The 24,139-nt window shown below is 50.9% G+C and carries 24 protein-coding genes, 1 tRNA gene and 1 pseudogene; 15 read left to right on the forward strand and 11 right to left on the reverse strand.

Annotated features, from left to right (window positions below):
- Positions 1-10 precede the first annotated feature (10 nt).
- The 6 genes and pseudogenes from O1Q98_RS09340 to lptF all read right to left on the reverse strand — a co-directional run bounded on the left by O1Q98_RS09340 (position 11) and on the right by lptF (position 4,974).
- Positions 11-487 carry a restriction endonuclease subunit S gene (locus O1Q98_RS09340; protein ID WP_278143558.1) on the reverse strand — a complete coding sequence of 159 codons (477 nt, stop codon included), beginning with the start codon at positions 485-487 and terminating at the stop codon, positions 11-13.
- A gap of 136 nt (positions 488-623) precedes the next feature.
- A complete protein-coding gene (locus tag O1Q98_RS09345) occupies positions 624-791 on the reverse strand; it encodes a hypothetical protein (RefSeq protein ID WP_238553314.1) in 168 nt (55 codons plus the stop codon).
- A 267-nt stretch (positions 792-1,058) separates the two neighbouring features.
- Positions 1,059-2,306 (reverse strand): tyrosine-type recombinase/integrase, encoded by a 1,248-nt coding sequence (locus tag O1Q98_RS09350; RefSeq protein WP_125258082.1) that lies wholly within the window; start codon positions 2,304-2,306, stop codon positions 1,059-1,061.
- A 186-nt stretch (positions 2,307-2,492) separates the two neighbouring features.
- Positions 2,493-2,577, reverse strand: a tRNA-Leu gene (locus O1Q98_RS09355).
- Between the two features lie 205 nt (positions 2,578-2,782).
- On the reverse strand, positions 2,783-3,853 hold the full coding sequence (gene lptG, locus O1Q98_RS09360) for an LPS export ABC transporter permease LptG (RefSeq protein ID WP_125258081.1): 1,071 nt from the start codon (positions 3,851-3,853) through the stop codon (positions 2,783-2,785).
- A gap of 1 nt (position 3,854) precedes the next feature.
- A pseudogene (gene lptF, locus O1Q98_RS09365) lies at positions 3,855-4,974 on the reverse strand (LPS export ABC transporter permease LptF).
- Positions 4,975-5,257: 283 nt separating this feature from the next.
- Between lptF and pepA the strand changes: the two are divergent.
- The 3 genes from pepA to O1Q98_RS09380 all read left to right on the forward strand — a co-directional run bounded on the left by pepA (position 5,258) and on the right by O1Q98_RS09380 (position 10,199).
- The gene (pepA, locus tag O1Q98_RS09370) at positions 5,258-6,766 is read left to right on the forward strand and encodes a leucyl aminopeptidase (RefSeq protein WP_125258079.1); all 1,509 of its coding nucleotides are present in this window, start codon (positions 5,258-5,260) and stop codon (positions 6,764-6,766) included.
- A gap of 115 nt (positions 6,767-6,881) precedes the next feature.
- On the forward strand, positions 6,882-7,331 hold the full coding sequence (locus tag O1Q98_RS09375; protein ID WP_125258078.1) for a DNA polymerase III subunit chi: 450 nt from the start codon (positions 6,882-6,884) through the stop codon (positions 7,329-7,331).
- Between the two features lie 12 nt (positions 7,332-7,343).
- The gene (locus tag O1Q98_RS09380) at positions 7,344-10,199 is read left to right on the forward strand and encodes a valine--tRNA ligase (RefSeq protein WP_125258077.1); all 2,856 of its coding nucleotides are present in this window, start codon (positions 7,344-7,346) and stop codon (positions 10,197-10,199) included.
- Between the two features lie 81 nt (positions 10,200-10,280).
- Here O1Q98_RS09380 and O1Q98_RS09385 read toward each other — a convergent pair whose 3' ends face one another.
- Positions 10,281-10,778 (reverse strand): GNAT family N-acetyltransferase, encoded by a 498-nt coding sequence (locus tag O1Q98_RS09385; protein ID WP_125258076.1) that lies wholly within the window; start codon positions 10,776-10,778, stop codon positions 10,281-10,283.
- Positions 10,779-10,816: 38 nt separating this feature from the next.
- Complete coding sequence (locus tag O1Q98_RS09390) at positions 10,817-11,386, reverse strand: helix-turn-helix domain-containing protein (RefSeq protein WP_125258075.1); 570 nt, start codon at positions 11,384-11,386, stop codon at positions 10,817-10,819.
- A gap of 322 nt (positions 11,387-11,708) precedes the next feature.
- On the opposite strand from O1Q98_RS09390, the gene O1Q98_RS09395 reads away from it, so the two are divergent.
- Positions 11,709-12,212, forward strand: a complete 504-nt coding sequence (locus O1Q98_RS09395; protein WP_416232397.1) for a GNAT family N-acetyltransferase — start codon at positions 11,709-11,711, stop codon at positions 12,210-12,212.
- A gap of 171 nt (positions 12,213-12,383) precedes the next feature.
- Here O1Q98_RS09395 and rraB read toward each other — a convergent pair whose 3' ends face one another.
- On the reverse strand, positions 12,384-12,818 hold the full coding sequence (rraB, locus tag O1Q98_RS09400; protein ID WP_125258074.1) for a ribonuclease E inhibitor RraB: 435 nt from the start codon (positions 12,816-12,818) through the stop codon (positions 12,384-12,386).
- Between the two features lie 162 nt (positions 12,819-12,980).
- On the opposite strand from rraB, the gene argF reads away from it, so the two are divergent.
- The gene (gene argF / locus O1Q98_RS09405; RefSeq protein ID WP_125258073.1) at positions 12,981-13,997 is read left to right on the forward strand and encodes an ornithine carbamoyltransferase; all 1,017 of its coding nucleotides are present in this window, start codon (positions 12,981-12,983) and stop codon (positions 13,995-13,997) included.
- 78 nt (positions 13,998-14,075) lie between these two features.
- Here argF and O1Q98_RS09410 read toward each other — a convergent pair whose 3' ends face one another.
- Together O1Q98_RS09410 and O1Q98_RS09415 are read right to left on the reverse strand one after the other, a co-directional pair.
- The gene (locus O1Q98_RS09410; RefSeq protein ID WP_125258072.1) at positions 14,076-15,512 is read right to left on the reverse strand and encodes a 6-phospho-beta-glucosidase; all 1,437 of its coding nucleotides are present in this window, start codon (positions 15,510-15,512) and stop codon (positions 14,076-14,078) included.
- A 228-nt stretch (positions 15,513-15,740) separates the two neighbouring features.
- Positions 15,741-16,208, reverse strand: a complete 468-nt coding sequence (locus tag O1Q98_RS09415; RefSeq protein WP_125258071.1) for a NanQ anomerase/TabA/YiaL family protein — start codon at positions 16,206-16,208, stop codon at positions 15,741-15,743.
- Between the two features lie 478 nt (positions 16,209-16,686).
- Between O1Q98_RS09415 and pyrB the strand changes: the two genes are divergently transcribed.
- The 10 genes from pyrB (at position 16,687) to O1Q98_RS09465 (ending at position 23,861) form a co-directional block, all read left to right on the forward strand.
- Positions 16,687-17,622 (forward strand): aspartate carbamoyltransferase, encoded by a 936-nt coding sequence (pyrB, locus tag O1Q98_RS09420; RefSeq protein WP_125258070.1) that lies wholly within the window; start codon positions 16,687-16,689, stop codon positions 17,620-17,622.
- A gap of 16 nt (positions 17,623-17,638) precedes the next feature.
- Positions 17,639-18,103 (forward strand): aspartate carbamoyltransferase regulatory subunit, encoded by a 465-nt coding sequence (gene pyrI / locus O1Q98_RS09425; protein ID WP_125258069.1) that lies wholly within the window; start codon positions 17,639-17,641, stop codon positions 18,101-18,103.
- Between the two features lie 100 nt (positions 18,104-18,203).
- Positions 18,204-18,590 (forward strand): 2-iminobutanoate/2-iminopropanoate deaminase, encoded by a 387-nt coding sequence (ridA, locus tag O1Q98_RS09430; protein WP_125258068.1) that lies wholly within the window; start codon positions 18,204-18,206, stop codon positions 18,588-18,590.
- A gap of 521 nt (positions 18,591-19,111) precedes the next feature.
- A complete protein-coding gene (locus O1Q98_RS09435) occupies positions 19,112-19,555 on the forward strand; it encodes a GtrA domain-containing protein (protein ID WP_125258067.1) in 444 nt (147 codons plus the stop codon).
- A gap of 7 nt (positions 19,556-19,562) precedes the next feature.
- Complete coding sequence (locus tag O1Q98_RS09440; RefSeq protein ID WP_278143574.1) at positions 19,563-20,069, forward strand: glycosyltransferase family 2 protein; 507 nt, start codon at positions 19,563-19,565, stop codon at positions 20,067-20,069.
- 34 nt (positions 20,070-20,103) lie between these two features.
- Positions 20,104-20,379 carry a hypothetical protein gene (locus O1Q98_RS09445; RefSeq protein WP_278143577.1) on the forward strand — a complete coding sequence of 92 codons (276 nt, stop codon included), beginning with the start codon at positions 20,104-20,106 and terminating at the stop codon, positions 20,377-20,379.
- Between the two features lies 1 nt (position 20,380).
- Positions 20,381-21,139: a lysylphosphatidylglycerol synthase transmembrane domain-containing protein gene (locus O1Q98_RS09450; protein WP_278143579.1), complete on the forward strand. Its 759-nt coding sequence runs from the start codon at positions 20,381-20,383 to the stop codon at positions 21,137-21,139.
- Positions 21,140-21,255: 116 nt separating this feature from the next.
- Positions 21,256-22,725 carry a hypothetical protein gene (locus tag O1Q98_RS09455; RefSeq protein WP_125258064.1) on the forward strand — a complete coding sequence of 490 codons (1,470 nt, stop codon included), beginning with the start codon at positions 21,256-21,258 and terminating at the stop codon, positions 22,723-22,725.
- Entirely contained in the window at positions 22,718-23,107 is a 390-nt protein-coding gene (locus O1Q98_RS09460) for an HAD family hydrolase (RefSeq protein WP_125258063.1), read from the forward strand. Before O1Q98_RS09455 ends, O1Q98_RS09460 begins: the two co-directional genes overlap by 8 nt.
- Before the next feature lie 4 nt (positions 23,108-23,111).
- Positions 23,112-23,861: a glycosyltransferase family 2 protein gene (locus O1Q98_RS09465; protein ID WP_125258062.1), complete on the forward strand. Its 750-nt coding sequence runs from the start codon at positions 23,112-23,114 to the stop codon at positions 23,859-23,861.
- The last annotated feature ends 278 nt before the right edge of the window (positions 23,862-24,139 follow it).

Genomic DNA, 24,139 nt, shown 5'->3' on the forward strand with positions numbered 1-24,139 from the left:
TCGTTGAAGCTCAATAATTTTTCGCTGTGTTTGTATCGATGGAACAGGAATCTTTACATCCAGCAAATGCGGCTTTAGTAATGAGCTGAATGCCCGTACCACTACGATTAAACATTTGTTGCGTCATAGGGTGGTTTAGTACCCAGCACAGATACTCTGGTGCGATCGCATTCATTTTTCGTAGAGGTGTAACGATCAAAAACTGGCTCGTAGCTACCACTGGAATATCGCTACGATAGATAACAGCGACGTTTCGGTTACCTCTAGCGGCAACGACAATATCATTTTGTTCAAGGAATGGCGGTTTAACGCGCTGCTCCCAACTTATTGCTGGTAAAACAGCTTGATCTCCCTGCCAATCCTGATCAAGGTCCTTAATTTGTAATATGCGCACATCCCCGTCAGGTACTGGTTCTATTGCCCCCCGGAAGGTGTAGCCTGAGCGGATGTCAGCCATATCAACTAGCTTAAATAACTGTATTGGCATAATGGCCTCAGTTGAGTACACCACTCCTGGTGTACTTGTCTTAAAGGAGGATTTAAGGGTCTAGCTTTGAGCTAATAAGGACCCTCATGTCAATAATCTGCATCCCTACCATTTTATCTGTGCAGCCAAAGAAACATCACCATAACCAGAACAACCCAGCGAACTTACGCAGCAATTTGGTTAGTGACAATGACCCATGTAAAGTCATAGAGTTAGCATTAGGCTCTGCCGGATTTAATTCTGTTGTTACGCGAAGTGTAATAATCTTCTTTTGCAGATCGTAAGAAATTTGGTAAACTGCCATGGTTCAACTCTCCTATCCTAGTTTAGACGCTTTGGGTTTGAGACAACGCGACAGGTTGCAGTCTGTCGCAAAAACCACCCTCTTATCTGTAGAAGAAGTACTGTAAGAAAAGTGATTTGATAAACATATTGTTGATCGTGGAAGCACGTTCGTCAATAATTATTATACAGTAGAAACTCTACAGAAATTAACTTCATCTAAAAGTATAGGCACGGTAATTGATTGTCACCTGGCTGTATTTTCTTGATAATAATCAGTCTGTTACTATCAGTAGTTTTTAAAATCAAACGCACTAACTGCCTTCTCCCGATTCGCATCGAGGAAATCCGCCCACCATTGCAGCATCAGTTTACGCTCGTCCAGGTGCTCGGCTTTGTGGATGTAGGCCGCTCGTACCGAGTTACGCTCCATATGGCTCATCTGGCGTTCTACCGCATCACGAGACCATAGGCCCGACTCGATAAGCGAGCTACAGGCCATGGTGCGGAAACCATGGCCGCAGACTTCTACCTTGGTGTCATACCCCATCACTCGCAGCGCCTTATTCACCGTATTTTCACTCATGGGTTTACGCGGGTCGTGGTCGCCAATAAAGATAAGCTCATGGTCGCCGCTAAATTGCTGGATTTGTTTCAGCGTCGCCAGTGCCTGTCGGGAAAGCGGCACCAGGTGCGGAGTACGCATTTTTGAGCCACGGTGAGAGTGTTTTACGCCGTCGATAGGTTCGCGCTCCGGGGGAATCGTCCACAGGGCGGTATCAAAATCTATCTCTGACCAGCGTGCAAAGCGCAGTTCGCTGGAGCGGATAAAAATCAATAACGTCAGTTCGACCGCCAGACGGGTTAATGGCCTGCCGGTGTAGTTATCGATACGTCGGAGCAGTTCGGGCGTGTGCTTGAGATCCAGTGCTGGGCGATGCTGCCGATTGCTGGACGCCACCGCCCCTGCCATTTCCTGCGCCGGGTTGTAATCGATTAATCCGCTTTGTACGGCGTAGCGCATTATTGCGGTTGTGCGTTGCTGGAGCCGTGAGGCGACTTCAAGGCGGCCTGATTGCTCCACCGCCTTGATGGGCGCTAGCAGGTCACGGGTTTTAAGTTCGGCGATGTTGCGTTTGCCTATTGCCGGGAAAAGGTTATCTTCCAGGCTTTTCAGCACACGTTGGCTGTGCTCCTGCGACCATTTTTTATTGGTGGAGTGCCATTCTATTGCCACCTCTTTAAAGGTTAACGCTTCGCTTTGTTCAATCTTATCGGATTTCTTTTTGTCGCCGGGGTCAGTGCCGTTTGCCAATAACTTCCGCGCCTCATCACGGCGTGCTCTGGCATCAGCCAGAGAGACATCAGGATAAACCCCCAGTGCCAGCATCTTCTGTTTACCGCCAAAACGGTACTGTAAGCGCCAATACTTTGAGCCATTGGGATGAACCAGCAGATGCATACCATTGCCATCGGTCAGCTTGTATTGCTTATCCGAAGGCTTGGCTGTTCTGACTTTGATATCAGTGAGCGCCATACTTACCTCCTCCCCGTTGGTACAAGCATTATCGAACCGAAAATACCATCATCTGTACCAACAACTGTTGGTAGATGTACATAGATGTCGGTTGACCCTGAGAGAATGAATATAGCGGGAAAGGCGGGTAAATACTGGATTTCAGACATAAAAAAAGACGTCGGTTGACGTCTATTTATATACTGTTGGTGCCGAAGGCCGGACTCGAACCGGCACGTATTTCTACGGTTGATTTTGAATCAACTGCGTCTACCGATTTCGCCACTTCGGCACGAAGTAGTACTTTGCGGAAAACGTGGTGGATTATACCGAGCTGTGCGTTGGGTGCAACCAGAATCATGATGTTCACGTTGCGAATGCTGAAAAAATCGTCTCTTGCGGCAATTTACCCGCCAATCGGCGGTTTTCAGTGGTGACATATACGTGATGCTATATAAGCGGCGGGCAGCTTTGCCCGCCAGAGACGCCACGCAATGCTATCGGCGTTTTAATAACAGCACGATGCTGATAAACAGGAATAACGCGCTAGGTAGCAACGCTCCCAGTATCGGCGGCAGGTGATAAACCAAACTGAGTGGGCCAAAGATTTGATCCAATACGTAGAACAGGAAGCCGAAGCTGATGCCTATGACAATACGCACCCCGGCAGGTACGCTGCGTAGCGGGCCAAAAATGAACGACAATGCCATCAGCATCATGACCGCTACCGATAACGGCGCAAATAGCTTGTTCCACAAGTTGAGCTGGTAGCGCCCCGCTTCCTGACCACTCTGATTCAAGTAGACAATATAGTCATACAAGCCACGAATCGACAGCGCATCCGGGTCTAATGCCACTACGCCGAGCTTATCGGGCGTCAGGTTGGTTTTCCACTCGCCACTTAACGTCTGGCTGCCGCCAATCTGCTTTCCATCAGACAGTTCAGACTGTTCAACCTGCGAGAGTTTCCAGGCACCATTTTCATACACAGCGGATGACGCATAGCGAATCGACAGCAATTTACTTTGGTTATCAAAATGATAAATATTGATACCCGCCAGTTCATTGGCTCCTGCGACTCGCTGGATATAGACAAAATCATTACCGTCTTTTGCCCACAGGCCAATTTGAGTAGACAACATCGAGCGGCCATACATCATCTGCGAGCGGTAATTACGCGCCATCTGTTCCCCGGCCGGGGCCAGCCATTCGCCAATCGCCATCGTCAATAACACCAGCGGAATCGCAGTTTTCATGACGGCAGCCGCTATCTGCAAGCGGGTAAAGCCAGAGGCCTGCATCACCACCAGTTCGCTGCGCGTGGCCAATTGTCCAAGCCCGAGCAATGCCCCCAGCAATGCCGCCATCGGGAAGAAAATCTCGATATCTTTCGGCACACTCAGCAGCGTATATAGCCCGGCACCAGCAACGGAGTAACTACCCTGCCCGACTTTGCGCAACTGATCGACAAACTTGATGATGCCGGAAAGCGACACCAGCATGAATAACGTCATCATGATGGTGTTAAAAATAGTTTTACCGATATAGCGGTCTAGAACTCGAAACATCTCAGGCCGCTCCTTTGGCTCGTTGACGGCTGCCAGGTTTTAGGCTGGCTCGTAACTTACGCACCGCCACGCTATCCCAGACGTTAAACAATACGGCCAGCGCCAGATAACTGACATTCACCAGCCACATCCAAAACAGCGGGTCGAGCTTGCCTTTACCGGCATTGGAGCGCAACGAGCTTTGCAGCAGGAAAAAAATCAAATACAGCAGCATAGCAGGCAACATACTCAACACTCGCCCCTGACGCGGGTTGACGACACTCAGTGGCACCACCATGACAGCCATAATCAACACGGCAAAAATGAGCGTTAAACGCCAATGGAACTCGGCGCGAGCCGCAATATCCGATGATTGCCACAAGGTTTTCATGTCCATTTGATCGACATTGCTCGGATCAACAGAAACCGGTTGATAACCGATGATGGCCTGATAGTTGGTGAAATCGGTAATACGAAAGTCACGTAACATCGCGGTGCCTTCATAACGGGTTCCACTATGAAGTGTAACCACCTGAGAGCCGTCGGCTCGCGCTGCGACGTTACCGCTATCCGCCACGACGACCGATGGACGAGAATTTTCACGCGGATGTAGTTGCGCCAGAAAGACGCGCTCAAAGTTGCCGCCATCGGCCTTGCCAACAAACAGCACCGAGTTGCCGTCCTGCGTTTGCTGGAACTGCCCTTCCGCCAGCGAAGCCATGCCGGGGTTGGCCTCGCGCTTCCGCCAGCACCTCATCCTGATGGCGGGACGACCAGGGGCTCAACCACACAACGTTAGCCGTCGCCAATATCGCGGTCAGTAACGACAGCAATAGCGCGGCTTTTAACAATACGGCTTTACTGAAACCACAGGCATGCATCACCGTGATTTCACTTTCCGCATACAGCCGCCCCAGAGTCATCAACAAACCAAGGAACAGGCTCAGTGGCAGAATAAGTTGCGCCATTTGCGGCACGCCCAGCGCCAGCAGCGACAGCACCAGATTGGTTGGGATATCGCCGTCTACAGCGGCACCCAGTATCCGCACCAGTTTTTGTGAAAAGAAAATCAGCAGCAGGATAAACAGGATAGCCACCTGGCTTTTGAAGGTTTCTTTTACCAGATATCGAATGATGATCACGCTTAATTACGCCTGTGAAAACTTGTATTTTTGCAGGAAAGTCGATAGTTTTTTCGCTAACTCGCCATTTACACTCATTTGTGGCAACCTTCGTCGCTAAAACGTTATTAAAGCACCCTGATTGACCGGGTGTTTATCAGAACCTGCTGAGAATACTCTATGCAGATTCACGACGTCGTTTAAATTAACACAGGTTATGTTAACGCAACGGCGGGAAAATATTACGGAGTGTCATATTCTAGCCGTAGAGCCCGCCTTTGTCTTTAAAGATTCAGGAGAGTACATGGAGTTCAGCGTAAAAAGCGGTAGCCCGGAAAAACAACGCAGTGCCTGCATTGTCGTCGGCGTGTTCGAACCGCGTCGGCTGTCCCCTATCGCAGAACAACTCGATAAAATCAGCGACGGTTACATCAGCGCGCTACTTCGCCGTGGCGAACTGGAGGGCAAAGTTGGGCAGTCCCTGCTTTTGCACCATGTACCTAACATCCTTTCCGAGCGCATTTTGCTGATTGGTTGCGGTAAAGAACGCGAGCTGGATGAGCGCCAATATAAGCAGGTGATTCAGAAAACCATCAATGCCCTCAATGAAACCGGCTCGATGGAAGCGGTCTGCTTTTTGACCGAACTGCATGTCAAAGGGCGCAACACCTACTGGAAAGTGCGTCAGGCCGTCGAAACCGCCAAAGAAACGCTCTACACCTTTGATCAGTTGAAAACCAACAAGGTCGAGCTGCGCCGCCCGCTGCGCAAAATGGTGTTCAACGTGCCAACCCGCCGCGAGTTGACCTCCGGCGAGCGCGCCATCCAGCATGGCCTGGCGATTGCGTCCGGTATCAAGGCAGCTAAAGATCTGGGTAATATGCCGCCGAATATCTGTAATGCGGCGTATCTGGCTTCACAGGCGCGCCAGTTGGCGGATGGCTACAGCCAGATAACCACCCGCGTTATCGGTGAGCAGCAGATGAAAGAGCTGGGCATGAACGCTTATCTGGCTGTCGGCCAGGGCTCGCAAAATGAATCGCTGATGTCGGTTATCGAATACAAAGGCGACCCGGACAACAACAGCAAGCCTATCGTGCTGGTCGGCAAAGGCCTGACCTTTGACGCCGGCGGCATCTCCATCAAGCCAGCCGACAGCATGGATGAGATGAAATACGACATGTGCGGTGCCGCCAGCGTATACGGCGTGATGCGCGTCGCTGCCGAGCTTGCGTTGCCGCTCAACATTATCGGCATTCTGGCTGGTTGCGAAAACATGGTCGATGGCCGCTCTTATCGTCCCGGCGACATTCTGACCACCATGTCCGGCCAAACGGTGGAAGTGCTGAACACCGACGCCGAAGGCCGTCTGGTGCTGTGCGATACCCTGACTTACGTTGAGCGCTTCGAGCCGGACGTGGTGATTGATGTCGCCACCCTGACCGGTGCCTGCGTGATTGCACTTGGCCACCACCTGACCGGGTTACTGTCGAACCACAATCCGCTGGCGCACGAATTACTGAGCGCTTCGGAGCAAGCGGGCGATCGCGCCTGGCGCCTGCCGCTGGGCGATGAATATCAGGAACAGTTGGACTCCAACTTTGCCGATATGGCGAACATCGGTGGGCGTCCGGGCGGGGCGATTACCGCCGCTTGCTTCCTGTCGCGCTTTACCCGTAAGTACAGTTGGGCACATCTGGATATCGCGGGCACCGCCTGGCGCTCCGGCAAGGCGAAAGGCGCAACCGGTCGCCCGGTCGCCCTGTTGTCACAGTTCCTGCTCAATCGTGCCGGGCTGAACGACACCGAGTAAGCGTGGCTAAATGCTGTGCCAGAAGGGTCAGCATCGTCACTCCTTTCCGATTTAATCCCCGCACCGGCGGGGATTTGTTATTCTGTCTGTGACCTTCATCGGTATGCGGAGCATCATGAAACACGCCCTTTTTTATCTGCTGGAACACGATAATCACAGCGGAGAGTTGAACGCCTGTGAGGCGCTGGCCTGCGATATTGCCGCCGCGCGCTGGCGTGCCGGTCAACGGGTGCTGATTGCCTGTGCCGACCAGCAACAAGCCTTCAGGCTCGACGAGGCGCTGTGGCAGCGAGAACCGCAAGCCTTCGTGCCGCATAATCTGGCCGGAGAAGGCCCGCGTCAGGGGGCACCGGTGGAGCTGGCCTGGCCGCACAAACGCGGCAGCGCGCCGCGCGAACTGCTCATCAATCTGCAACCCCAATTCGCAGATTTTGCCACCGCTTTCCATGAAGTGATAGACTTCGTTCCTTACGAAGAATCCCTGAAACAGTTGGCGCGCGACCGCTATAAAGCCTATCGCAGCGTCGGCTTCCAATTGACCACGGCGACGCCGCCAACTCACTGAATTTTGAGCATAATGGAAAAGACATACAACCCGCACGATATTGAGCAGCCGCTGTACGAGCACTGGGAACAACAGGGCTATTTCAAGCCCCATGGCGACACCAGTAAAGAAAGCTTCAGCATCATGATCCCGCCGCCCAACGTCACCGGCAGCCTGCACATGGGTCATGCTTTCCAGCAAACCATTATGGATACGATGATCCGCTACCAGCGCATGCAGGGGAAAAACACCCTGTGGCAGGCGGGCACCGACCATGCCGGTATCGCCACCCAGATGGTGGTCGAGCGCAAAATCGCCGCTGAAGAAGGCAAAACCCGCCATGATTATGGCCGTGACGCCTTCATCGATAAAATCTGGCAGTGGAAAGCGGAATCCGGCGGCACCATCACTCGCCAGATGCGTCGCCTGGGCAACTCGGTAGACTGGGAGCGCGAGCGTTTCACCATGGACGACGGCTTGTCCAACGCGGTGAAAGAAGTGTTTGTGCGCCTGTATCAGGACGACCTGATCTACCGTGGCAAACGTCTGGTGAACTGGGACCCGAAACTGCGTACCGCCATTTCCGATTTGGAAGTGGAAAACCGCGACGTCAAAGGCTCGATGTGGCACCTGCGCTACCCGCTGGCGGACGGCGCGAAAACCGCCGACGGTAAAGACTATCTGGTGGTCGCCACCACCCGCCCCGAAACCGTACTGGGCGATACCGGCGTAGCGGTCAACCCAGAAGATCCGCGCTATAAAGATCTGATCGGTAAGTTCTTGATCCTGCCGCTGGTTGGCCGCCGTATTCCGATCGTCGGTGACGAACACGCCGATATGGAAAAAGGCACCGGCTGCGTGAAAATTACCCCGGCGCATGACTTCAACGACTACGAAGTCGGTAAACGCCACCAGTTGCCGATGATCAATATCCTGACGTTCGACGGCGATATCCGTCAGGAAGCGGAAATCTTTAATACCAACGGCGAAGCCAGCACCGCCTACAGCAACGATATTCCAGAGGCGTTTCGCGGGCTGGAGCGTTTTGCTGCGCGTAAAGCGGTGGTCGCGGCGTTTGACGCGCTGGGTCTGCTGGAAGAAATCAAAGCACACGACCTGACTGTCCCTTACGGCGACCGTGGCGGCGTGGTCATTGAACCGATGCTGACCGACCAGTGGTACGTCCGTGCCGCTGTGCTGGCCAAACCGGCGGTGGAAGCGGTGGAAGATGGCCGTATCCAGTTCGTGCCGAAGCAATACGAAAACATGTACTTCAGTTGGATGCGCGATATTCAGGACTGGTGTATCTCTCGTCAGCTGTGGTGGGGTCATCGCATTCCGGCATGGTACGACGACAGCGGCAAGGTCTACGTTGGCCGTGATGAAGCCGAAGTGCGCCGCGACAATAATCTGGCGGCGGATGTGGCGTTGCGCCAGGACGACGACGTGCTGGACACCTGGTTCTCCTCCGCCCTGTGGACGTTCTCCACGCTCGGCTGGCCGGAGCAAACCCCAGAGCTGAAAGCCTTCCACCCCAGTAGCGTGATGGTGAGCGGCTTTGACATCATTTTCTTCTGGATAGCCCGCATGATCATGATGACCATGCACTTCATCAAAGATGAAGGCGGCAAGCCGCAGGTGCCGTTCCATACCGTGTACATGACTGGCCTTATCCGCGACGAAGAAGGCCAGAAGATGTCCAAATCCAAGGGCAACGTGATTGACCCGCTGGATATGGTGGACGGTATTTCGCTGGACGCGCTGCTGGAAAAACGCACCGGCAACATGATGCAGCCGCAGCTGGCGGAAAAAATCCGCAAGCGCACCGAAAAACAGTTCCCGAACGGCATCGAACCGCACGGCACCGATGCGCTGCGCTTTACGCTGGCGGCGCTGGCCTCTACCGGCCGCGACATCAACTGGGACATGAAACGTCTGGAAGGCTACCGCAACTTCTGTAATAAGCTGTGGAACGCCAGCCGTTTTGTGCTGATGAACACCGAAGAGCAGGATTGCGGTTTTAACGGCGGTGACAAAGTGTTGTCACTGGCAGACCGTTGGATCCTGGCGGAATTCAACCGCACGGTGAAAGCCTACCGCGAAGCGCTGGACAGCTACCGTTTCGACCTGGCCGCCAACGTGCTTTACGAGTTCACCTGGAACCAGTTCTGTGACTGGTATCTGGAGCTGACCAAGCCGGTGATGAACGGCGGCAGCGATGCGGAACTGCGCGGCACGCGCCATACGCTGGTGACAGTGCTGGAAGCGCTGTTGCGTCTGGCGCACCCGATCATCCCGTTCATTACCGAAACCATCTGGCAACGGGTGAAAGTGCTGAAAGGCGTCAGCGCCGATACCATTATGCTGCAACCGTTCCCGGCCTTTGATGCCGCGCTGGATGACGAGCAGGCATTCAACGATCTGGAGTGGATCAAGCAGGCTATCATCGCGGTGCGTAACATTCGTGCTGAAATGAACATCGCCCCCAGCAAGCCGCTGGCGCTGCTGCTGCGCGATGCTTCTGCTGATGCCACCCGCCGCGTGCAGGATAACCTCGGCTTTATTCAGACGCTGGCGCGCCTTGAGAGCATCACGCTGTTACCGGCAGGCGACAAAGGCCCGGTTTCCGTCACCAAACTGGTGGAGGGCGCTGAATTGCTGATCCCGATGGCTGGCCTTATCGACAAGGCCGCCGAGCTGGACAGGCTGGCAAAAGAAGTGGCGAAGCTTGAAGTGGAAATCGGCCGCATCGACAGCAAGCTCTCCAACGAAGGGTTTGTGGCGCGCGCGCCTGAAGCCGTTGTTGCCAAAGAGCGTGAAAAACGCGACGGCTATGCCGCAGCCAAAGTAAAACTGCTGGAGCAGCAGGCCGTTATCGCCGCGCTGTAATCCGCGCGTTTTCCCGCGATAATGGTCGCGAGAAAAAACCACACACCACGGCCGCTGACGCCGTGGTGTTTTTTTATGCCATCAGCGCAGCGATAAATGCAGGAATTGATTGAATTCGCTGGCGGTGTAATCAGCAAAGGCCCCGCCATTCACAAAACCATAGCGACGATAAAGCGCCAGCGCCGGTTCAAACGCCGCTCCGGTGCCGGTTTCCAGGCTGACCCGCGTGACACCGCGCTGCCGGGCTTGTGCCAGAATATGCTCCAGCAAACGCGCCGCCACGCCCTGGCGCAGATAATCTGGATGCGTGCGCATGGATTTGAGCTCACCACAGCCATCCGCCAGCATTTTTAATGCGCCGATACCGGCAATTTTCTCACCCTGCCAAACGCTCCATACGGTGATATCTGGCGTTTGTAACCCGCTGAGATCCAGCGCGAATACCTGTTCAGGCGGTGAGTTATCCTGCATTCCCGCCACATGCAGAGCAATCAGCGCCCTTGTTGCTGCACCGGTCAGATAATCAACGCGGATGGCCCACGTATCCTGCTCATCTCTCTGCTGCTCTCTCGTCGCCATACTGTTTCGCTCCACTGTTTTCACTTCATCACCCACACTCAGGGAATGCAGATAGCCATCAGGTAGCGCACCGGCTCTGGGCCGGGGTTATAAAAACCTGACGATCCATACAGGCGATAGCGCAGGCTGTCGCCCGAGCCAAGTTCATACACCTCATCATCCAGACTCAGATGTAGCTGACCACTTAGCAGGTAAATGTGGTGCTCAAGACCCGGCAGCGGCGGCGCGTTATAGCGGATGCGGGCCGCAGCGGGCAGCTCGCCTTGAATCATTTCGGCGCGAAAACCGGCACAAGGCGGCGACACCGAGCGACGAATAAACCCGGTTTCCGGGTCTATCCATACCGGCTGTTGTCGCGTATTCAGCGGCTGAGGCGGCTGAATCTCGACGTCTGCCAGCAGGCGCGACATCGTACAGCCATACACCGCACATAAACGCCCCAACAGCGCCGCGCTCGGGCTGGATTGCGCCCGCTCCAGCCGTGATAGCGTCGCACGGCTGATGCCACTATGTTGTGCCAGATCGTCAAGCGACCAGCCCTTCTCGCGGCGCAAACTGGCCAGCCGCGTAGCAATACGTTGATCGAGATCGGACAGTTCAGGTTCCATACACGCTCTCTTTTCTCAAATTTAAGATAAAATCCCATAAATGAAACAAAAGATCAATCCGGCTTCTTGACGCGCGAGTGGTGTGACAGTGACAGTGACGAAATAACGGCGAGAGAGGTGGACGATCGCCAAACCGCCTTTATCACCGAAGGTGAATTCACATTGCCTTTTGCACGCGATGCCGTTATCAATAACGGGGTTTTTGGCCTGTGCGAGTCCCGGTATAATCCGTCGCACCCTTCTTTTTGCGTATCAGCCTGATTTGATTAACCGCGCCTGGACTGATACCACATCGCGCCTGGCAAGAGTGAGTAACATAACAATGTCTGCGTCCCTGTCTTTGCTGACACGTCCCATCACCGCTTCAGACAATGCGGCTATTGCAAGCGTGATCCGTCGGGTTTCCGCTGAGTTTGGCCTGACCGCCGACAAGGGCTATACCGTCTCCGACCCCGATTTGGATCGGTTATTCGAGCTCTATAGTCGCCCTAACAGTGCCTACTGGGTGGTCGAGTGCGGGGGTGAGGTGGTCGGTGGCGGCGGCCTGGCTCCATTGGCAGGCGGTGAAGCCGATGTGTGTGAATTGCAAAAAATGTATTTTCTTCCAGAGGCCAGAGGCCAGGGTATCGCCCGTCGCTTGGCCGAGCAGGCGCTGGCGTTTGGCCGCGCTTGTGGTTTTGCGCGCTGCTATCTGGAAACAACCGCACACCTGACGCGCGCCGTCCGTTTGTATGAAACGCTGGGTTTTGTCCACATTCCTCACGCCATGGGCCACACCGGCCACGTTGATTGTGAGGTCAGGATGCTAAAAAACCTGATGCCTTAATGCCGCTGCGCTGGGCCAAAGGCATCATGGCGCTTAGGCTGCGAAGCGACAGAAACAACGCCAGAAACGATGCCAGAAACAGCATCGCCCGGAAAACCGGGCGATGAACAGATAAGGATTTGCAGCACACGATAACGGTATCCGTCACCGTTAAAACGTTAAAACGAAAAATTAGTGGCGTTTACCGTCATCATCTTCGTCATAGAAGTCTTCATCTTCACCGAACTCGTCATCATCCTCATCCTCACCGTTCGGATCTTCAAAATAGGTGCCCCAACCGTCGTAATTCACGCCGTGACGTTCCGCCAGCGTTAACAGTTGTTCGACCTGCTCGTCGATAAGTTCGGCATTCAACGCCACTTCGCTAATCGCATCGCAGCACATCAGCACCGCGCCGTCTTCCATTTCCATCTCTTCAGCATCAGTGACTTCATAACCCAGCTTAAACGCCTCTACCGCGACTTTTTCCAGCTCTTCAAACTTCTCGGCCGAGAAATGGTGCTCAATGGTGTAAAGCGCATCGGGATCGCTGCCATCTTCCAGCAACTCCTCAATGATTAAGCGGGTTTCTTCACGTTGTTCTTCCAGCAGTTCACGGTTTGCCATGTCTCAGTCCTCGTTAAAGCGGCAAAGATACGTTTATTTTCACACAGGCCGCTCGCGCTCTCCACCAGAAAGTTTGAACGTGACACTTGAATTTGAATATTTACACATATAAAGTGAATTTTAATTCAACCAATAGCGTTGAGCCATATGGAGATAACCCGCATGAACCCGTTTTATAAACGTCATTTTTTACGGTTGATGGACTTTACACCGGCTGAAATCAACCAACTGCTGACGCTCGCCGCCACCCTCAAAACGCATAAGAAAAGCGGCACCGAGCCTCGTCACCTGCAAGGTAAAAACATCGCACTCATCTTCGAAAAAGATTCGACCCGCACTCGTTGCTCTTTCGAAGTTGCTGCATACGATCAGGGCGCGCAAGTCACCTACCTCGGCCCCAGCGGTAGCCAGATTGGTCATAAAGAGTCCATGAAAGACACCGCACGTGTGTTGGGCCGCTTATATGACGGTATTCAGTATCGTGGTTACGGCCAGGAACTGGTGGAAACGCTGGCGGAGTTCTCCGGTGTGCCGGTGTGGAACGGATTGACCAATGAATTCCACCCGACCCAGTTACTGGCGGATTTGCTGACCATGCAAGAACACCTGCCGGGTAAATCGTTGTCCGATATGAAACTGGCTTACGTCGGCGATACCCGCAATAACATGGGGAACAGCATGCTGGAAGCGGCCGCCATCACCGGGTTAGATCTGCGCCTGATTGCGCCGAAAGCCTGCTGGCCGGATGCTGCGCTGGTGGCGGAATGTCAGGCGGCGGCGGCAAAAATCGGCGGCAAGATAACACTCACGCAAGAGATAGCCGCCGGCGTCAAAGACGTGGATTTCATCTATACCGATGTGTGGGTGTCGATGGGTGAAGCCAAAGAGGTGTGGCAACAGCGCATTGACCTGCTGCGCCCCTATCAGGTGAATAGGGCGATGATTGCCGCCACCGGCAACCCGCAGGTGAAATTCCTGCACTGTCTGCCCGCGTTTCACGATGAAAAAACCACGCTTGGTAAACAAATGGCCCAGCAATACGATTTGCATGATGGCATGGAAGTCACTGACGACGTGTTCGAATCCACCCACAGTATTGTGTTTGATCAGGCAGAAAACCGCATGCATACCATCAAGGCGGTGATGGTCGCCACACTCAGCCCACACGTTGAGGCATAACCACAGCGCCGCAGCCAACGATCACGCGCTGATGAATATTATTCTTTTTTCATCAGCGCGCGGAGATCCCGAATAGACTCAGAGCTGTTCACCGTTAGAGGCAATCACCTGCTGATACCAGTAGAAGGATTTTTTCGGGCGACGGGCCAGCGTGCCGCTGCCGTCATCGTGTTTATCGACATGGATGAAACCGTAGCGTTTTGCCATCTCGCCGGTAGTAAACGACACCAGATCGATACAGCCCCACGGCGTGTACCCCATCAGATCGACGCCATCTTCCCATACCGCCGCTTTCATCGCTGCAATGTGTGAACGCAGGTAATCGATACGGTAGTCATCCTGACATACGCCGTTTTCATCCGGCTTATCCAGCGCGCCAAGCCCGTTTTCCACAATAAACAGCGGCACTTCATAGCGCTCATACAAACTGAGCAACGCATAGCGCAGGCCAGTTGGGTCGATTTGCCAGCCCCAGTCACTCGCGGTTAAATGCGGGTTGGCTATCGAATGCTCAGAGCTGCCATCCATGCTGGCATCAATGCGGTTGTGTACATCGTGTTTAACGACGTTGGACATGTAGTAGCTAAAGCCGATGTAGTCCGCCTTCCCTTCACGCAGGATCTGCTCATCCTGTGGCTCCATGACTATCTCGTAGCCTTTTAGCGCCCACTCTCGTTTGGCGTAGGCTGGGTAGTGGCCACGTACCTGAACGTCGGTGAAATAGAAACGATCGTGCATTGAACGGGCGGCCAGCATGACATCATCAGGATGGCAGGAGTACGGGTAATAGGGCACGAACGCACACATGCAGCCAACCTGGATATCCGGGTTGATGTCATGGGCTTTTTTCACGATTAACGCGCTGGCGACAAACTGATGATGCACCGCCTGATACATCGCCTGTTCCGGTTGCGCTTTTTGCGGGAATTTCACCCCGGAACACATCCAGCCAAAAATCTCCGCCGAGACATTTTTCTGGTTATTGATCTCATTAAACGTCATCCAGTATTTCACTTTATGACGATAGCGGCTTATGACCGTGGTCGCAAAATGTACAAAGCACTCCAGCGTTTTGCGGCTCATCCAACCGTCGTACTGCTGCACCAGATGCAGCGGCATCTCGAAATGGCTCAATGTCAGCACCGGTTCAATACCGTGTTTGAGTAACTCATCAATCATGGCGTCATAAAACGCCAACCCCTCCTCACAGGGTTCGGCTTCATCGCCGTTGGGGAAAATACGAGTCCAGGCGATGCTGGTGCGAAAACACCTGAAGCCCATTTGCGCAAACAGCGCAATGTCTTCTTTGTAGCGATGGTAAAAGTCGATAGCCTGATGGTTCGGGTAGTGTTCATCTGGCAGCACGCCATCGGTGATGCGCCGCAATTTGCCATGCGCGCCAGCCGTCAGCACATCCACGACGCTCACGCCTTTACCGCCCTCATTCCAGCCACCTTCAAGCTGGTGGGCGGCCACCGCACCACCCCATAAAAACCCGGCGGGTAATTGACTCATCTTTTTTCCTCTCACAGAAACTGAAACCGGTTTCAGAATACAAGAACACGTCATAACTGCAACCGGTTTCATTAAAACGACAGGAGAAAAGATAAGCAGCGCAGCGCGAGCAACAGCGGCCCCATCGCCAGGTCAACACAGGGCGTATAACGAGGAAGCAAGCAGGAGGCAAGGAGAAGGACACAGACTTCTCCCTGCTGAGGGCAGGCGCTTAACGCGCCAAAACGATCAGATAACTAGCGCAGCATTAATCTTCACTACGGCTTTACGCACATGGGCAGGTTCTCCCACGGCGCACAGTGGTTTGTGGACTTCACCCGGGAAGAACACCACAAAATCACCGCTATTGAGTACGAACTGTTTTTCCTGCTCGCCAGCGGCCAGGAAAGCAATGTCTTTATCCGCCAGCCAGTCTACATCCGGTTTACCGGCAGGCAGGCTGCTGAAGGTCATGCCTTCTGTGCCATCCAGCACAATCTGGATATCCAGATATTTGGCGTGGTATTCGGCGCGGCGTTTTTCAAACGGCTCGGTGCTGTCATTAGAAATCAGCACAAACACGTTATTGCCATCGATATCGTGCTTACCCAGCGGGGTATCAGCATTGATGTGCTGCTTCACATACTCAATGGCTTCACGCAATTTAGCTGGCAAATACGGCACCAGCGCCAGTTGGTTGACATTACCGGTAATCATCATCGCTCCTTATTAAAATGAAATAAAAAAATGAAACAACGTTTTGCTTCCTTATACTCTTGTCCGCCATTGCTCGCCAGCCGGTGAAGGCAAAAAAGTGATCCGACCCGTGCGGTGAGTGTCATCACTGCCGCCCGCTTGCTCTGTTATCAGCCGAGAGGGGTCGCCAGAGGCGCAGTAAACGTCTGACGAAGAGACATCCGCAACCGATTGCCAACCCACAAAACAGGGCGTTTTTCTGCTTGAATTCGCCTTTTCGGCGCGTATAATTCCCGACAATTTGCCGGGAGGAAACATGTTCAACACAACCGTTTTTGTGGATGCCAAACCGCAACTGCCTGCTGGCAGCATGACGGCGTTTTTTCTTCCGTTGCCTGACAGATGTATAAAAAAAGCCCCTCGTTGAGGGGCTTTTTTTTGCCTGTCGCCGCCAGCCATTTGTTTGTTTACCGGGCCTAACCGAGGGGAGCATAGCCACATGGTCAATCCGCTATATAAAAGACACATCATCTCAATCAACGATCTCAGCCGGGACGATCTGGAACTGACGCTCAAGGTAGCCGCCAGCCTGAAAGCCACCCCACAACCGGAACTGTTGAAACACAAAGTGATTGCCAGCTGCTTCTTTGAAGCGTCCACCCGCACCCGTCTGTCGTTTGAAACCGCCATTCACCGCCTGGGGGCTTCGGTGGTCGGGTTTGCCGACAGCAGCAACACCTCGCTCGGTAAAAAAGGCGAAACGCTGGCCGATACCATTTCGGTCATCAGCAACTATGTGGACGCGATTGTGATGCGCCACCCGCAGGAAGGCGCAGCACGGTTGGCGACAGAATTCTCCGGCGGCGTGCCGGTGTTCAACGCGGGCGACGGTGCCAATCAGCACCCTTCCCAAACGCTGTTGGACTTGTTCACCATTCAGGAAACACAGGGCCGCCTGAATAACATCAATATCGCCATGGTTGGCGACCTGAAATATGGCCGCACCGTCCATTCACTGACCCAGGCGCTGGCGAAATTCGACGGCAACCGCTTCTACTTCATCTCCCCGGATGCGCTGGCGATGCCGGACTACATCCTCAACATGCTGGCGGAGAAAAATATTCCCTACAGCCTGCACACCAGCATTGAGGAAGTGGTGCCGCAGCTGGATATTCTGTACATGACCCGGGTACAGAAAGAGCGGCTCGACCCGTCGGAATATATCAATATCAAATCGCAGTTTATCCTGCGCGCCGCCGACCTCGACCACGCCCGCGACAACCTGAAAGTGCTGCATCCGCTGCCGCGTATCGATGAAATTACCACCGACGTGGACAGCACGCCTTACGCCTATTACTTCCAGCAGGCGGGCAACGGTATTTACGCGCGCCAGGCGCTGCTGGCATTGGTTTTGAACCGCGAACTGGTTCTGTGAGAGAGGAGCATACAGCATGACTCAGGACAATAAATTACAGGTAGAAGCCATCAAACGCGGCACCGTCATCGACCATATTCCGGCGCAGGTTGGCTTCAAATTACTGACACTGTTCAAACTGACCGCCACCGACCAGCGCATCACCATCGGTCTGAATCTGCCGTCTAACCATCTTGGCCGCAAAGATCTGATTAAAATAGAAAACATTTTTCTTACTGACGAGCAAGCCAATCAACTGGCGATGTACGCACCGCAGGCCACCGTCAACCAAATCGATAATTATGAGGTGGTGCGCAAGCTGCAACCCCAGTTACCTTCACACATCGAAGGCGTGCTGACCTGCCCGAACAGCAACTGCATCAGCCGCATCGAGCCGGTTAATTCGTCGTTTAGCGTTAAACAACGCGACGATGAGGTTCACCTGAAATGCAAATATTGCGAGAAAGAGTTTGAGCGTCAGGCGGTGCTCAACAGCCATTAAATCTGGCGTGGCCGTCAGGCAATCGATGACTCTATTGGCCTGACGGCGCAGTTTTTGAAATAATGCAGCGCTCGCCATTTTTAATCTTAAGGAGATACCCATGTCACGCATTATCAGTACGGAACACGCCCCTGCCGCCATTGGCCCTTATGTGCAGGGTGTTGACCTTGGCAGCATGATCTTCACATCAGGCCAGATCCCGGTCGATCCGAAAACCGGGTTAGTGGCAGACGACGTCACCGCACAGGCGCGCCAGTCACTGGAAAACGTGAAAGCCATCGTGGAAGCCGCTGGCCTTAAAGTCAGCAACATCATCAAAACCACGGTGTTCGTGAAAGACTTAAACGACTTTGCCACCGTCAACGCCGCCTATGAAGCCTTCTTCACCGAGCACAACGCGCCGTTCCCGGCCCGTTCCTGCGTAGAAGTGGCCCGTCTGCCAAAAGACGTGAAAATCGAAATCGAAGCGATTGCCGTGCGCGGTTAAGGCCTTTTTTATCGACCTCTCACCTGCCATCGTGATTAAAAAAATAATCGTTGATGGTGGGTGTTATATTCTTGACTGCATCATTCCAGGATGTGAAAACAGCCTTTTCTCATTGTTTTAATCCATATTAAAATTTTCAGTTACTACGACTCAGAGGAAAAAGATTATTTACCTGAGGTCAACTTCGCTTATATCTCAAAAATCCCCGAATAAAAATAACAATAAAAAGGCATTAAACATCCTCCGATATACTTCAAAAAAATGATGCTGCGATGTAAAACGAGTTATTACGATGGGATGACTCGACCACATAACACAAATAATTGATATTTAATTTCCTTATAACTTAACAAGCATTAAGCTAATTAATTTAATATTAGTTAATGGATAAATTTGATTCATCTTGCAAGGTGTAGTAAAATATTAGATATGTGGTTATTTTTATTGAGTTTTCAATTCCAGACAAATTACCATTACAGTACAAAATGAGATAGCGACAAAGATAAAATGGCTACTATGTTATGAAAAATGATATATTAATCGATAAAATAAAAAAATTCCTTGTCTTTTCAGCGATATCCGGCATTGGTTGGGTGCTGGACTTTTCTACTTTTAGCACGCTCGTTTTGCTTGGGGGCATTCAAAGCCACATCGCAAACTTTATCTCATCTTATGTTGGCGTAACCTTCGTATGGTTTGTATCACTAGGAAAAGTTTTTCACTCTACAGAAAAATCCGTTTCTTCAAAAATTATCATCTATTGGGTATTCCAGTTTCTATCAATTCTTTTTTACTCAAAAATCATTCATGAAATAAGTATTTTTCTGCCAAATATCCAATACTTTTCGTCTTACGGAAAGTCATTAGAAATAATAGCCAAAATAATAGCAACACCACTGAATCTGGTTACTAATTTTATTTTTATGCAACAACTCGTCAAGTTGTTCAAACCAAAGTCAAAATAGAGAATCCATGATGAAAGCACTGGTATTTATTCCAGCCTACCGTTGTGAAAACCAAATAAAGCGTGTGATCAATCAATTCACACCAGATGTCCAAAAATGGATTGATACTGTTATGGTCGTGGATAACCGCTCGCCTGACCAAACGCTTGAGGTTGCAATCGAAACAGGCAAACAGGTTCTAACCGACTGTAATTTTATTGCATGGCGCAATGATGATAACTATGGTCTTGGAGGGTCGCACAAAGCAGCCTTTCGCTATGCCATTGAGCATAAATTTGACTATCTAATCGTCCTGCATGGCGACGATCAGGCTGATATTCGTGATCTGATCCCCTTTATTGAGAAAGGTGCGCATAATGACCTAAGCTGCTTTCTTGGCGCTCGTTTTATGCCTGGAAGTCGGCTCCAAGGGTATTCTTTATTCAGAACCTTCGGTAATTATATATATAACATGTTGTTTTCATTGGTAGCTTGTAGAGCTATTTATGACTTAGGCTCTGGATTAAATATGTAACCGTTTAGCGGATTTCAGAGACTTCTACTATAAGATGTTCCCCGATGATTTAACATTTAATTATGTCATGCTGTTAGGCAGTTATTATCACAAACAGAAAGTGAAGTTTTTCCCTATTAGCTGGCGCGAAGAAGATCAGGTGTCAAACGTTAAGCTTTTCCGTCAGGCGGTTAAAGTGCTACGACTTCTTAGCGGTTATCTTTTCCGTCGTGGTAAATTTCTGTCTAGTGAGATGAGAAACACATCTTTTGAACAGTACAGCGGAAAAATTATTTACTCGAAGAGTAAAGGAAATACAGAGGCTGAATGATATGCGAAGACTGTATTGCTATATCGGCTTGCTATTCTTATCTATAGCGCTATGGATATGGCACAGCACCGACAATTTAATAGAAACATTTAGTGATAGTCACATATGGGGGCTGTTAGGGATTAGCCTGCTTTATCTGTGCTCTCATCTCTTCCGTATGATGCGCTTATTCCTGCTCACATTGGATGAGAGGGATAAAGCCTTCCCAATGCTGAGTGCCCATGTGTTGACTGCATTTCCCAGTATTTTCCTACCATTTAAAATAGGCGAAATTATTCGCCTTTACTCGTTTTACCTGGTTTACGATAGACGCCAAAAAGCATTTGCTGTATGGGTCGCTGAACGTTTTGGCGATATCGCTGTGATAACAGTATTTATTCTTGGTTTATATTTCCTTAACGTCCCTGTTCCTAAGGAAATGAGAAATGTTTGCCTGTTTTTCGTCTCCGCCAGCAGCCTTGGTTTAATGGCACTATTTGCTATTTCTCGAGTATCTATTTATTTAAATCGACATCTTGTGCTAAACAGCCACACTCGAAGGGGGCTGCTTATCCTTAAGATAAGCTATAGATTCCGCCAGTTCGAATTAGATGTTTATAAGTCATTGGAAGGACGCCGCAGCGGCTTCATGTTGCTCTCCGTACTCATCTGGACTGTCGAGGTACTGGCGCTGTCATTGTTTACAAATAATTTATGTTATTGGCCAGCCAGACTGGGCAACGCTTTTCTCAAGCGGCCTGTTAGCCAGTCTTCCCGGTAACTCGTCGATTGCGCCTAATTTTGGTTTATATCAATCAATAGCAATTATTTTCCTGACATATATCTTTATCGGCCTGGTACCGCTGATTGCCCGAATCAAGACATTGAAGGTTAAACATGACTAATCCACAAGAAAAAATATTTATTATATTCGATGATCGTGAGCTGGTAAGCGGCGAGGTAAAAAGCATTGTTGGTCGCCGTCACTATGGTGAAATCACTTTTAAACGCCGCCAATTATTCTCACATTTAAAAGATGCCTTACCTGAATGGGCGCAAAAAAGACTGCTATTCTTAAGAAATAGTGAAGATCTGCCAGCGATAAAATCAAAAATTATTGCAAAAGCGGATAATGCTTCCGTCTGTGTTATTGCGGGCAGAGCAGGTTTTATTAACCTTGATCGTCTGGTTCAACTTATTGAACGTCTTCCTTACGCTGAAGAGAACTTCACCGATCGGCTGTATAAGCCACTGCTTGTATTCATGAAAAACACCCATGAGTTAATTAACCGCTGGAGTGATTTTTGTGACTCACCGTTACATTTGTGGGATCAAGTCTGGCAGGATACTCAGCGAGTACAATCCGTCGAACCATTAGATCTCGCGAAAATCCGTGATTTTCTTAGTTTCACCAGTGGGTCTACCGCAACGCGGCACTTTAATGAGATTAAGGGTGACGCTTATTACTATACTAAGTGCTCTGCTGATAAGAAAAAAATGCTGGCTGAGTATTCATTTTATAATCTCGTTCCAGAAGCGATGCGGCCTTGGTTAATCCAGACTTTCGGCTATGAGGAAACCACCGATCAGGCATCTTATAAAATGATGCGTTATTACCTGGCGGATGCTGCATTGCAGTGGGTCCATGGCGCATTTGACTTTGATACATTCGTGCCTTTCGCCGAGCGCCTGCTGTTTTTTATTGCAGAGCGACCACAAAAAGCCTGCTCGGTTGAGCAATCAGCAAAAGATGCCAACACACTGTTCGTGAAGAAATTAAACGAACGGATTGATGCATTACTGGAGATGAAAGAGGGTCAGAGGATTAATAATCTGATGATAAGCACGAGTGAAGATCTGGATATTCGTGCGCTCCGCGATCGATACCTCAAATTGTATCAACAACACGAAAAAGCGTTTGCGTTTAATTATCAGGTTGTTGGGCATGGCGACCCCTGTTTCTCGAATGTGCTTTACGATCAGCAGCGCTACCTGATGAAACTAATTGATCCGAAAGGAGCAGTCACTGAAGAGGGGCTGTGGACTCATCCTCTGTATGATTTGAGTAAAGTCTCACATAGTGTCATGGGAGACTATGACTTCATTAACAATGGTCTTTATAACGTTGGGTTCTCCGACGATAACCGTATGCAGCTCAATATTAAGCATACTAACCATGAAAAACTGAAGTCAGAATTCATTCGTCAGGTTATCGCAATGGGGCATGATCCAAAGATTATGCGATTAGGTGAAGCGTCACTGTTCCTATCCATGCTCCCCTTGCATATTGACTATCCGAATAAAGTCGTTGCATTTATCCTAACGGCTAAACATATTCTCGATGAGATTGAAGGAAGCTATGTCTAAGCATATTGATGGTACTCTCGTTGTCGATATCGACGGAACGCTCTGTGATATAAAGAAAAAAGATCAGAGTTATGCTGAGTTAGTTCCTTACCAGCCAATGCTGGATAAGTTACGCGAATACCAAAGTAAGGGCTATACCATCCTGCTATATACCGCGCGTAACATGAAGACGCACGAGGGAAACCTTGGTCTTATCAACCGCCATACCGCACCTGTGCTACTGGAGTGGCTGGATAAGTGGAATGTGCCTTACGATGAAATCTTGTTTGGCAAACCCTGGCCTCGCAAGCACGGCTTCTATATTGACGATCGCGCTGTCAGACCAAACGAGTTTTTAACCATGAGTGAAGAAGAAATTCATAAATTGCTAGGTCAAGAGTAAAGAGATGAAGAAGACCAATATCGTCATTACCATGGCTGGCCGTGGTTCGCGTTTCTATGATGCGGGTTATACCGTTCCTAAATATGAAATAGTCGCTCATGGGCGCAGTTTGTTTGACTGGTCAATGCTTTCCTTATCAAACTTCATCTGCGATGAGGCCCGCTTCGTCTTCGTTTGTCTGGCCGAAAACCACTCCGCCGATTATGTTCGCACGCAGTGTGCCGCGCTTGGTATTAAAGATGCGCACGTGCTCGAGCTGGAAGGCCTGACTGACGGCCAGGCGACCAGTGCTTATCTTTCAAAGCATCTGTGGCACCCCGATGCCTCACTACTGGTATACAACATCGATACCTTCGTTGAGCCAGCGGCGCTACATCCCAATGATATTCAATCCGGTGCTGATGGTTGGGTGCCCTGTTTTCAGGTTCCGGGCGATCATTGGAGTTTCGTGCAAATCGGGCAGGATGGCTGGGCGACACAGGTCGCTGAGAAGAAAAGAATTTCAGATTACGCTTCAATAGGTTTGTATTGGTTCGCCAACGCAGCAGAATATGTGGAAGCGTACGATAAGTTCTTTGCTGATTCTGCCAACTTAGTGAAAGGTGAGCGCTATATTGCCCCACTCTATCAACAGTTGATCGCAGAGGGTAAAAAGATCGCTATCGCTGATTTACCAACCAAACAGGTGCATGTTTTAGGTACGCCGGCAGAGCTTGACATATTCCTGGCCAATAAAGATATCGCCGACGTATAACCGCATCAGCAATAAGGCAGCAAACGACGGAATATCGCGTTATATGAACTAGTGATAACAGGTTTAATCTGGATTGATTAAACCTGTTCTTTATAGGCGCACTCTCATCTTAAAACCACGCCTCTCTCTCCCAATCATTCATACAACATCATCCCCATCATCGCAGCCCTGTGCCCCTCTAAAAGCGCAAATTGCACCAACTTGATGCAATTCATCACGAAAGTCTGCGATAAGTAGCTCATTTACCACGTTGGCATATTTTCTGCATCACTCCATGC

Source organism: Dickeya lacustris, from assembly GCF_029635795.1.
In the GTDB taxonomy this organism is placed as follows: Bacteria; Pseudomonadota; Gammaproteobacteria; order Enterobacterales; family Enterobacteriaceae; genus Dickeya; species Dickeya lacustris.

Excerpts from the sequence above, each read along its gene's own strand:
- O1Q98_RS09340 (WP_278143558.1), bottom strand. The coding sequence starts at position 487 with ATGCCAATACAGTTATTTAAGCTAGTTGATATGGCTGACATCCGCTCA.
- O1Q98_RS09345 (WP_238553314.1), bottom strand. The coding sequence starts at position 791 with ATGGCAGTTTACCAAATTTCTTACGATCTGCAAAAGAAGATTATTACA.
- O1Q98_RS09350 (WP_125258082.1), bottom strand. The coding sequence starts at position 2,306 with ATGGCGCTCACTGATATCAAAGTCAGAACAGCCAAGCCTTCGGATAAG.
- lptG (WP_125258081.1), bottom strand. The coding sequence starts at position 3,853 with ATGTTTCGAGTTCTAGACCGCTATATCGGTAAAACTATTTTTAACACC.
- pepA (WP_125258079.1), top strand. The coding sequence starts at position 5,258 with ATGGAGTTCAGCGTAAAAAGCGGTAGCCCGGAAAAACAACGCAGTGCC.
- O1Q98_RS09375 (WP_125258078.1), top strand. The coding sequence starts at position 6,882 with ATGAAACACGCCCTTTTTTATCTGCTGGAACACGATAATCACAGCGGA.
- O1Q98_RS09380 (WP_125258077.1), top strand. The coding sequence starts at position 7,344 with ATGGAAAAGACATACAACCCGCACGATATTGAGCAGCCGCTGTACGAG.
- O1Q98_RS09385 (WP_125258076.1), bottom strand. The coding sequence starts at position 10,778 with ATGGCGACGAGAGAGCAGCAGAGAGATGAGCAGGATACGTGGGCCATC.
- O1Q98_RS09390 (WP_125258075.1), bottom strand. The coding sequence starts at position 11,386 with ATGGAACCTGAACTGTCCGATCTCGATCAACGTATTGCTACGCGGCTG.
- O1Q98_RS09395 (WP_416232397.1), top strand. The coding sequence starts at position 11,709 with ATGTCTGCGTCCCTGTCTTTGCTGACACGTCCCATCACCGCTTCAGAC.
- rraB (WP_125258074.1), bottom strand. The coding sequence starts at position 12,818 with ATGGCAAACCGTGAACTGCTGGAAGAACAACGTGAAGAAACCCGCTTA.
- argF (WP_125258073.1), top strand. The coding sequence starts at position 12,981 with ATGAACCCGTTTTATAAACGTCATTTTTTACGGTTGATGGACTTTACA.
- O1Q98_RS09410 (WP_125258072.1), bottom strand. The coding sequence starts at position 15,512 with ATGAGTCAATTACCCGCCGGGTTTTTATGGGGTGGTGCGGTGGCCGCC.
- O1Q98_RS09415 (WP_125258071.1), bottom strand. The coding sequence starts at position 16,208 with ATGATTACCGGTAATGTCAACCAACTGGCGCTGGTGCCGTATTTGCCA.
- pyrB (WP_125258070.1), top strand. The coding sequence starts at position 16,687 with ATGGTCAATCCGCTATATAAAAGACACATCATCTCAATCAACGATCTC.
- pyrI (WP_125258069.1), top strand. The coding sequence starts at position 17,639 with ATGACTCAGGACAATAAATTACAGGTAGAAGCCATCAAACGCGGCACC.
- ridA (WP_125258068.1), top strand. The coding sequence starts at position 18,204 with ATGTCACGCATTATCAGTACGGAACACGCCCCTGCCGCCATTGGCCCT.
- O1Q98_RS09435 (WP_125258067.1), top strand. The coding sequence starts at position 19,112 with ATGAAAAATGATATATTAATCGATAAAATAAAAAAATTCCTTGTCTTT.
- O1Q98_RS09440 (WP_278143574.1), top strand. The coding sequence starts at position 19,563 with ATGATGAAAGCACTGGTATTTATTCCAGCCTACCGTTGTGAAAACCAA.
- O1Q98_RS09445 (WP_278143577.1), top strand. The coding sequence starts at position 20,104 with ATGTTCCCCGATGATTTAACATTTAATTATGTCATGCTGTTAGGCAGT.
- O1Q98_RS09450 (WP_278143579.1), top strand. The coding sequence starts at position 20,381 with ATGCGAAGACTGTATTGCTATATCGGCTTGCTATTCTTATCTATAGCG.
- O1Q98_RS09455 (WP_125258064.1), top strand. The coding sequence starts at position 21,256 with ATGACTAATCCACAAGAAAAAATATTTATTATATTCGATGATCGTGAG.
- O1Q98_RS09460 (WP_125258063.1), top strand. The coding sequence starts at position 22,718 with ATGTCTAAGCATATTGATGGTACTCTCGTTGTCGATATCGACGGAACG.
- O1Q98_RS09465 (WP_125258062.1), top strand. The coding sequence starts at position 23,112 with ATGAAGAAGACCAATATCGTCATTACCATGGCTGGCCGTGGTTCGCGT.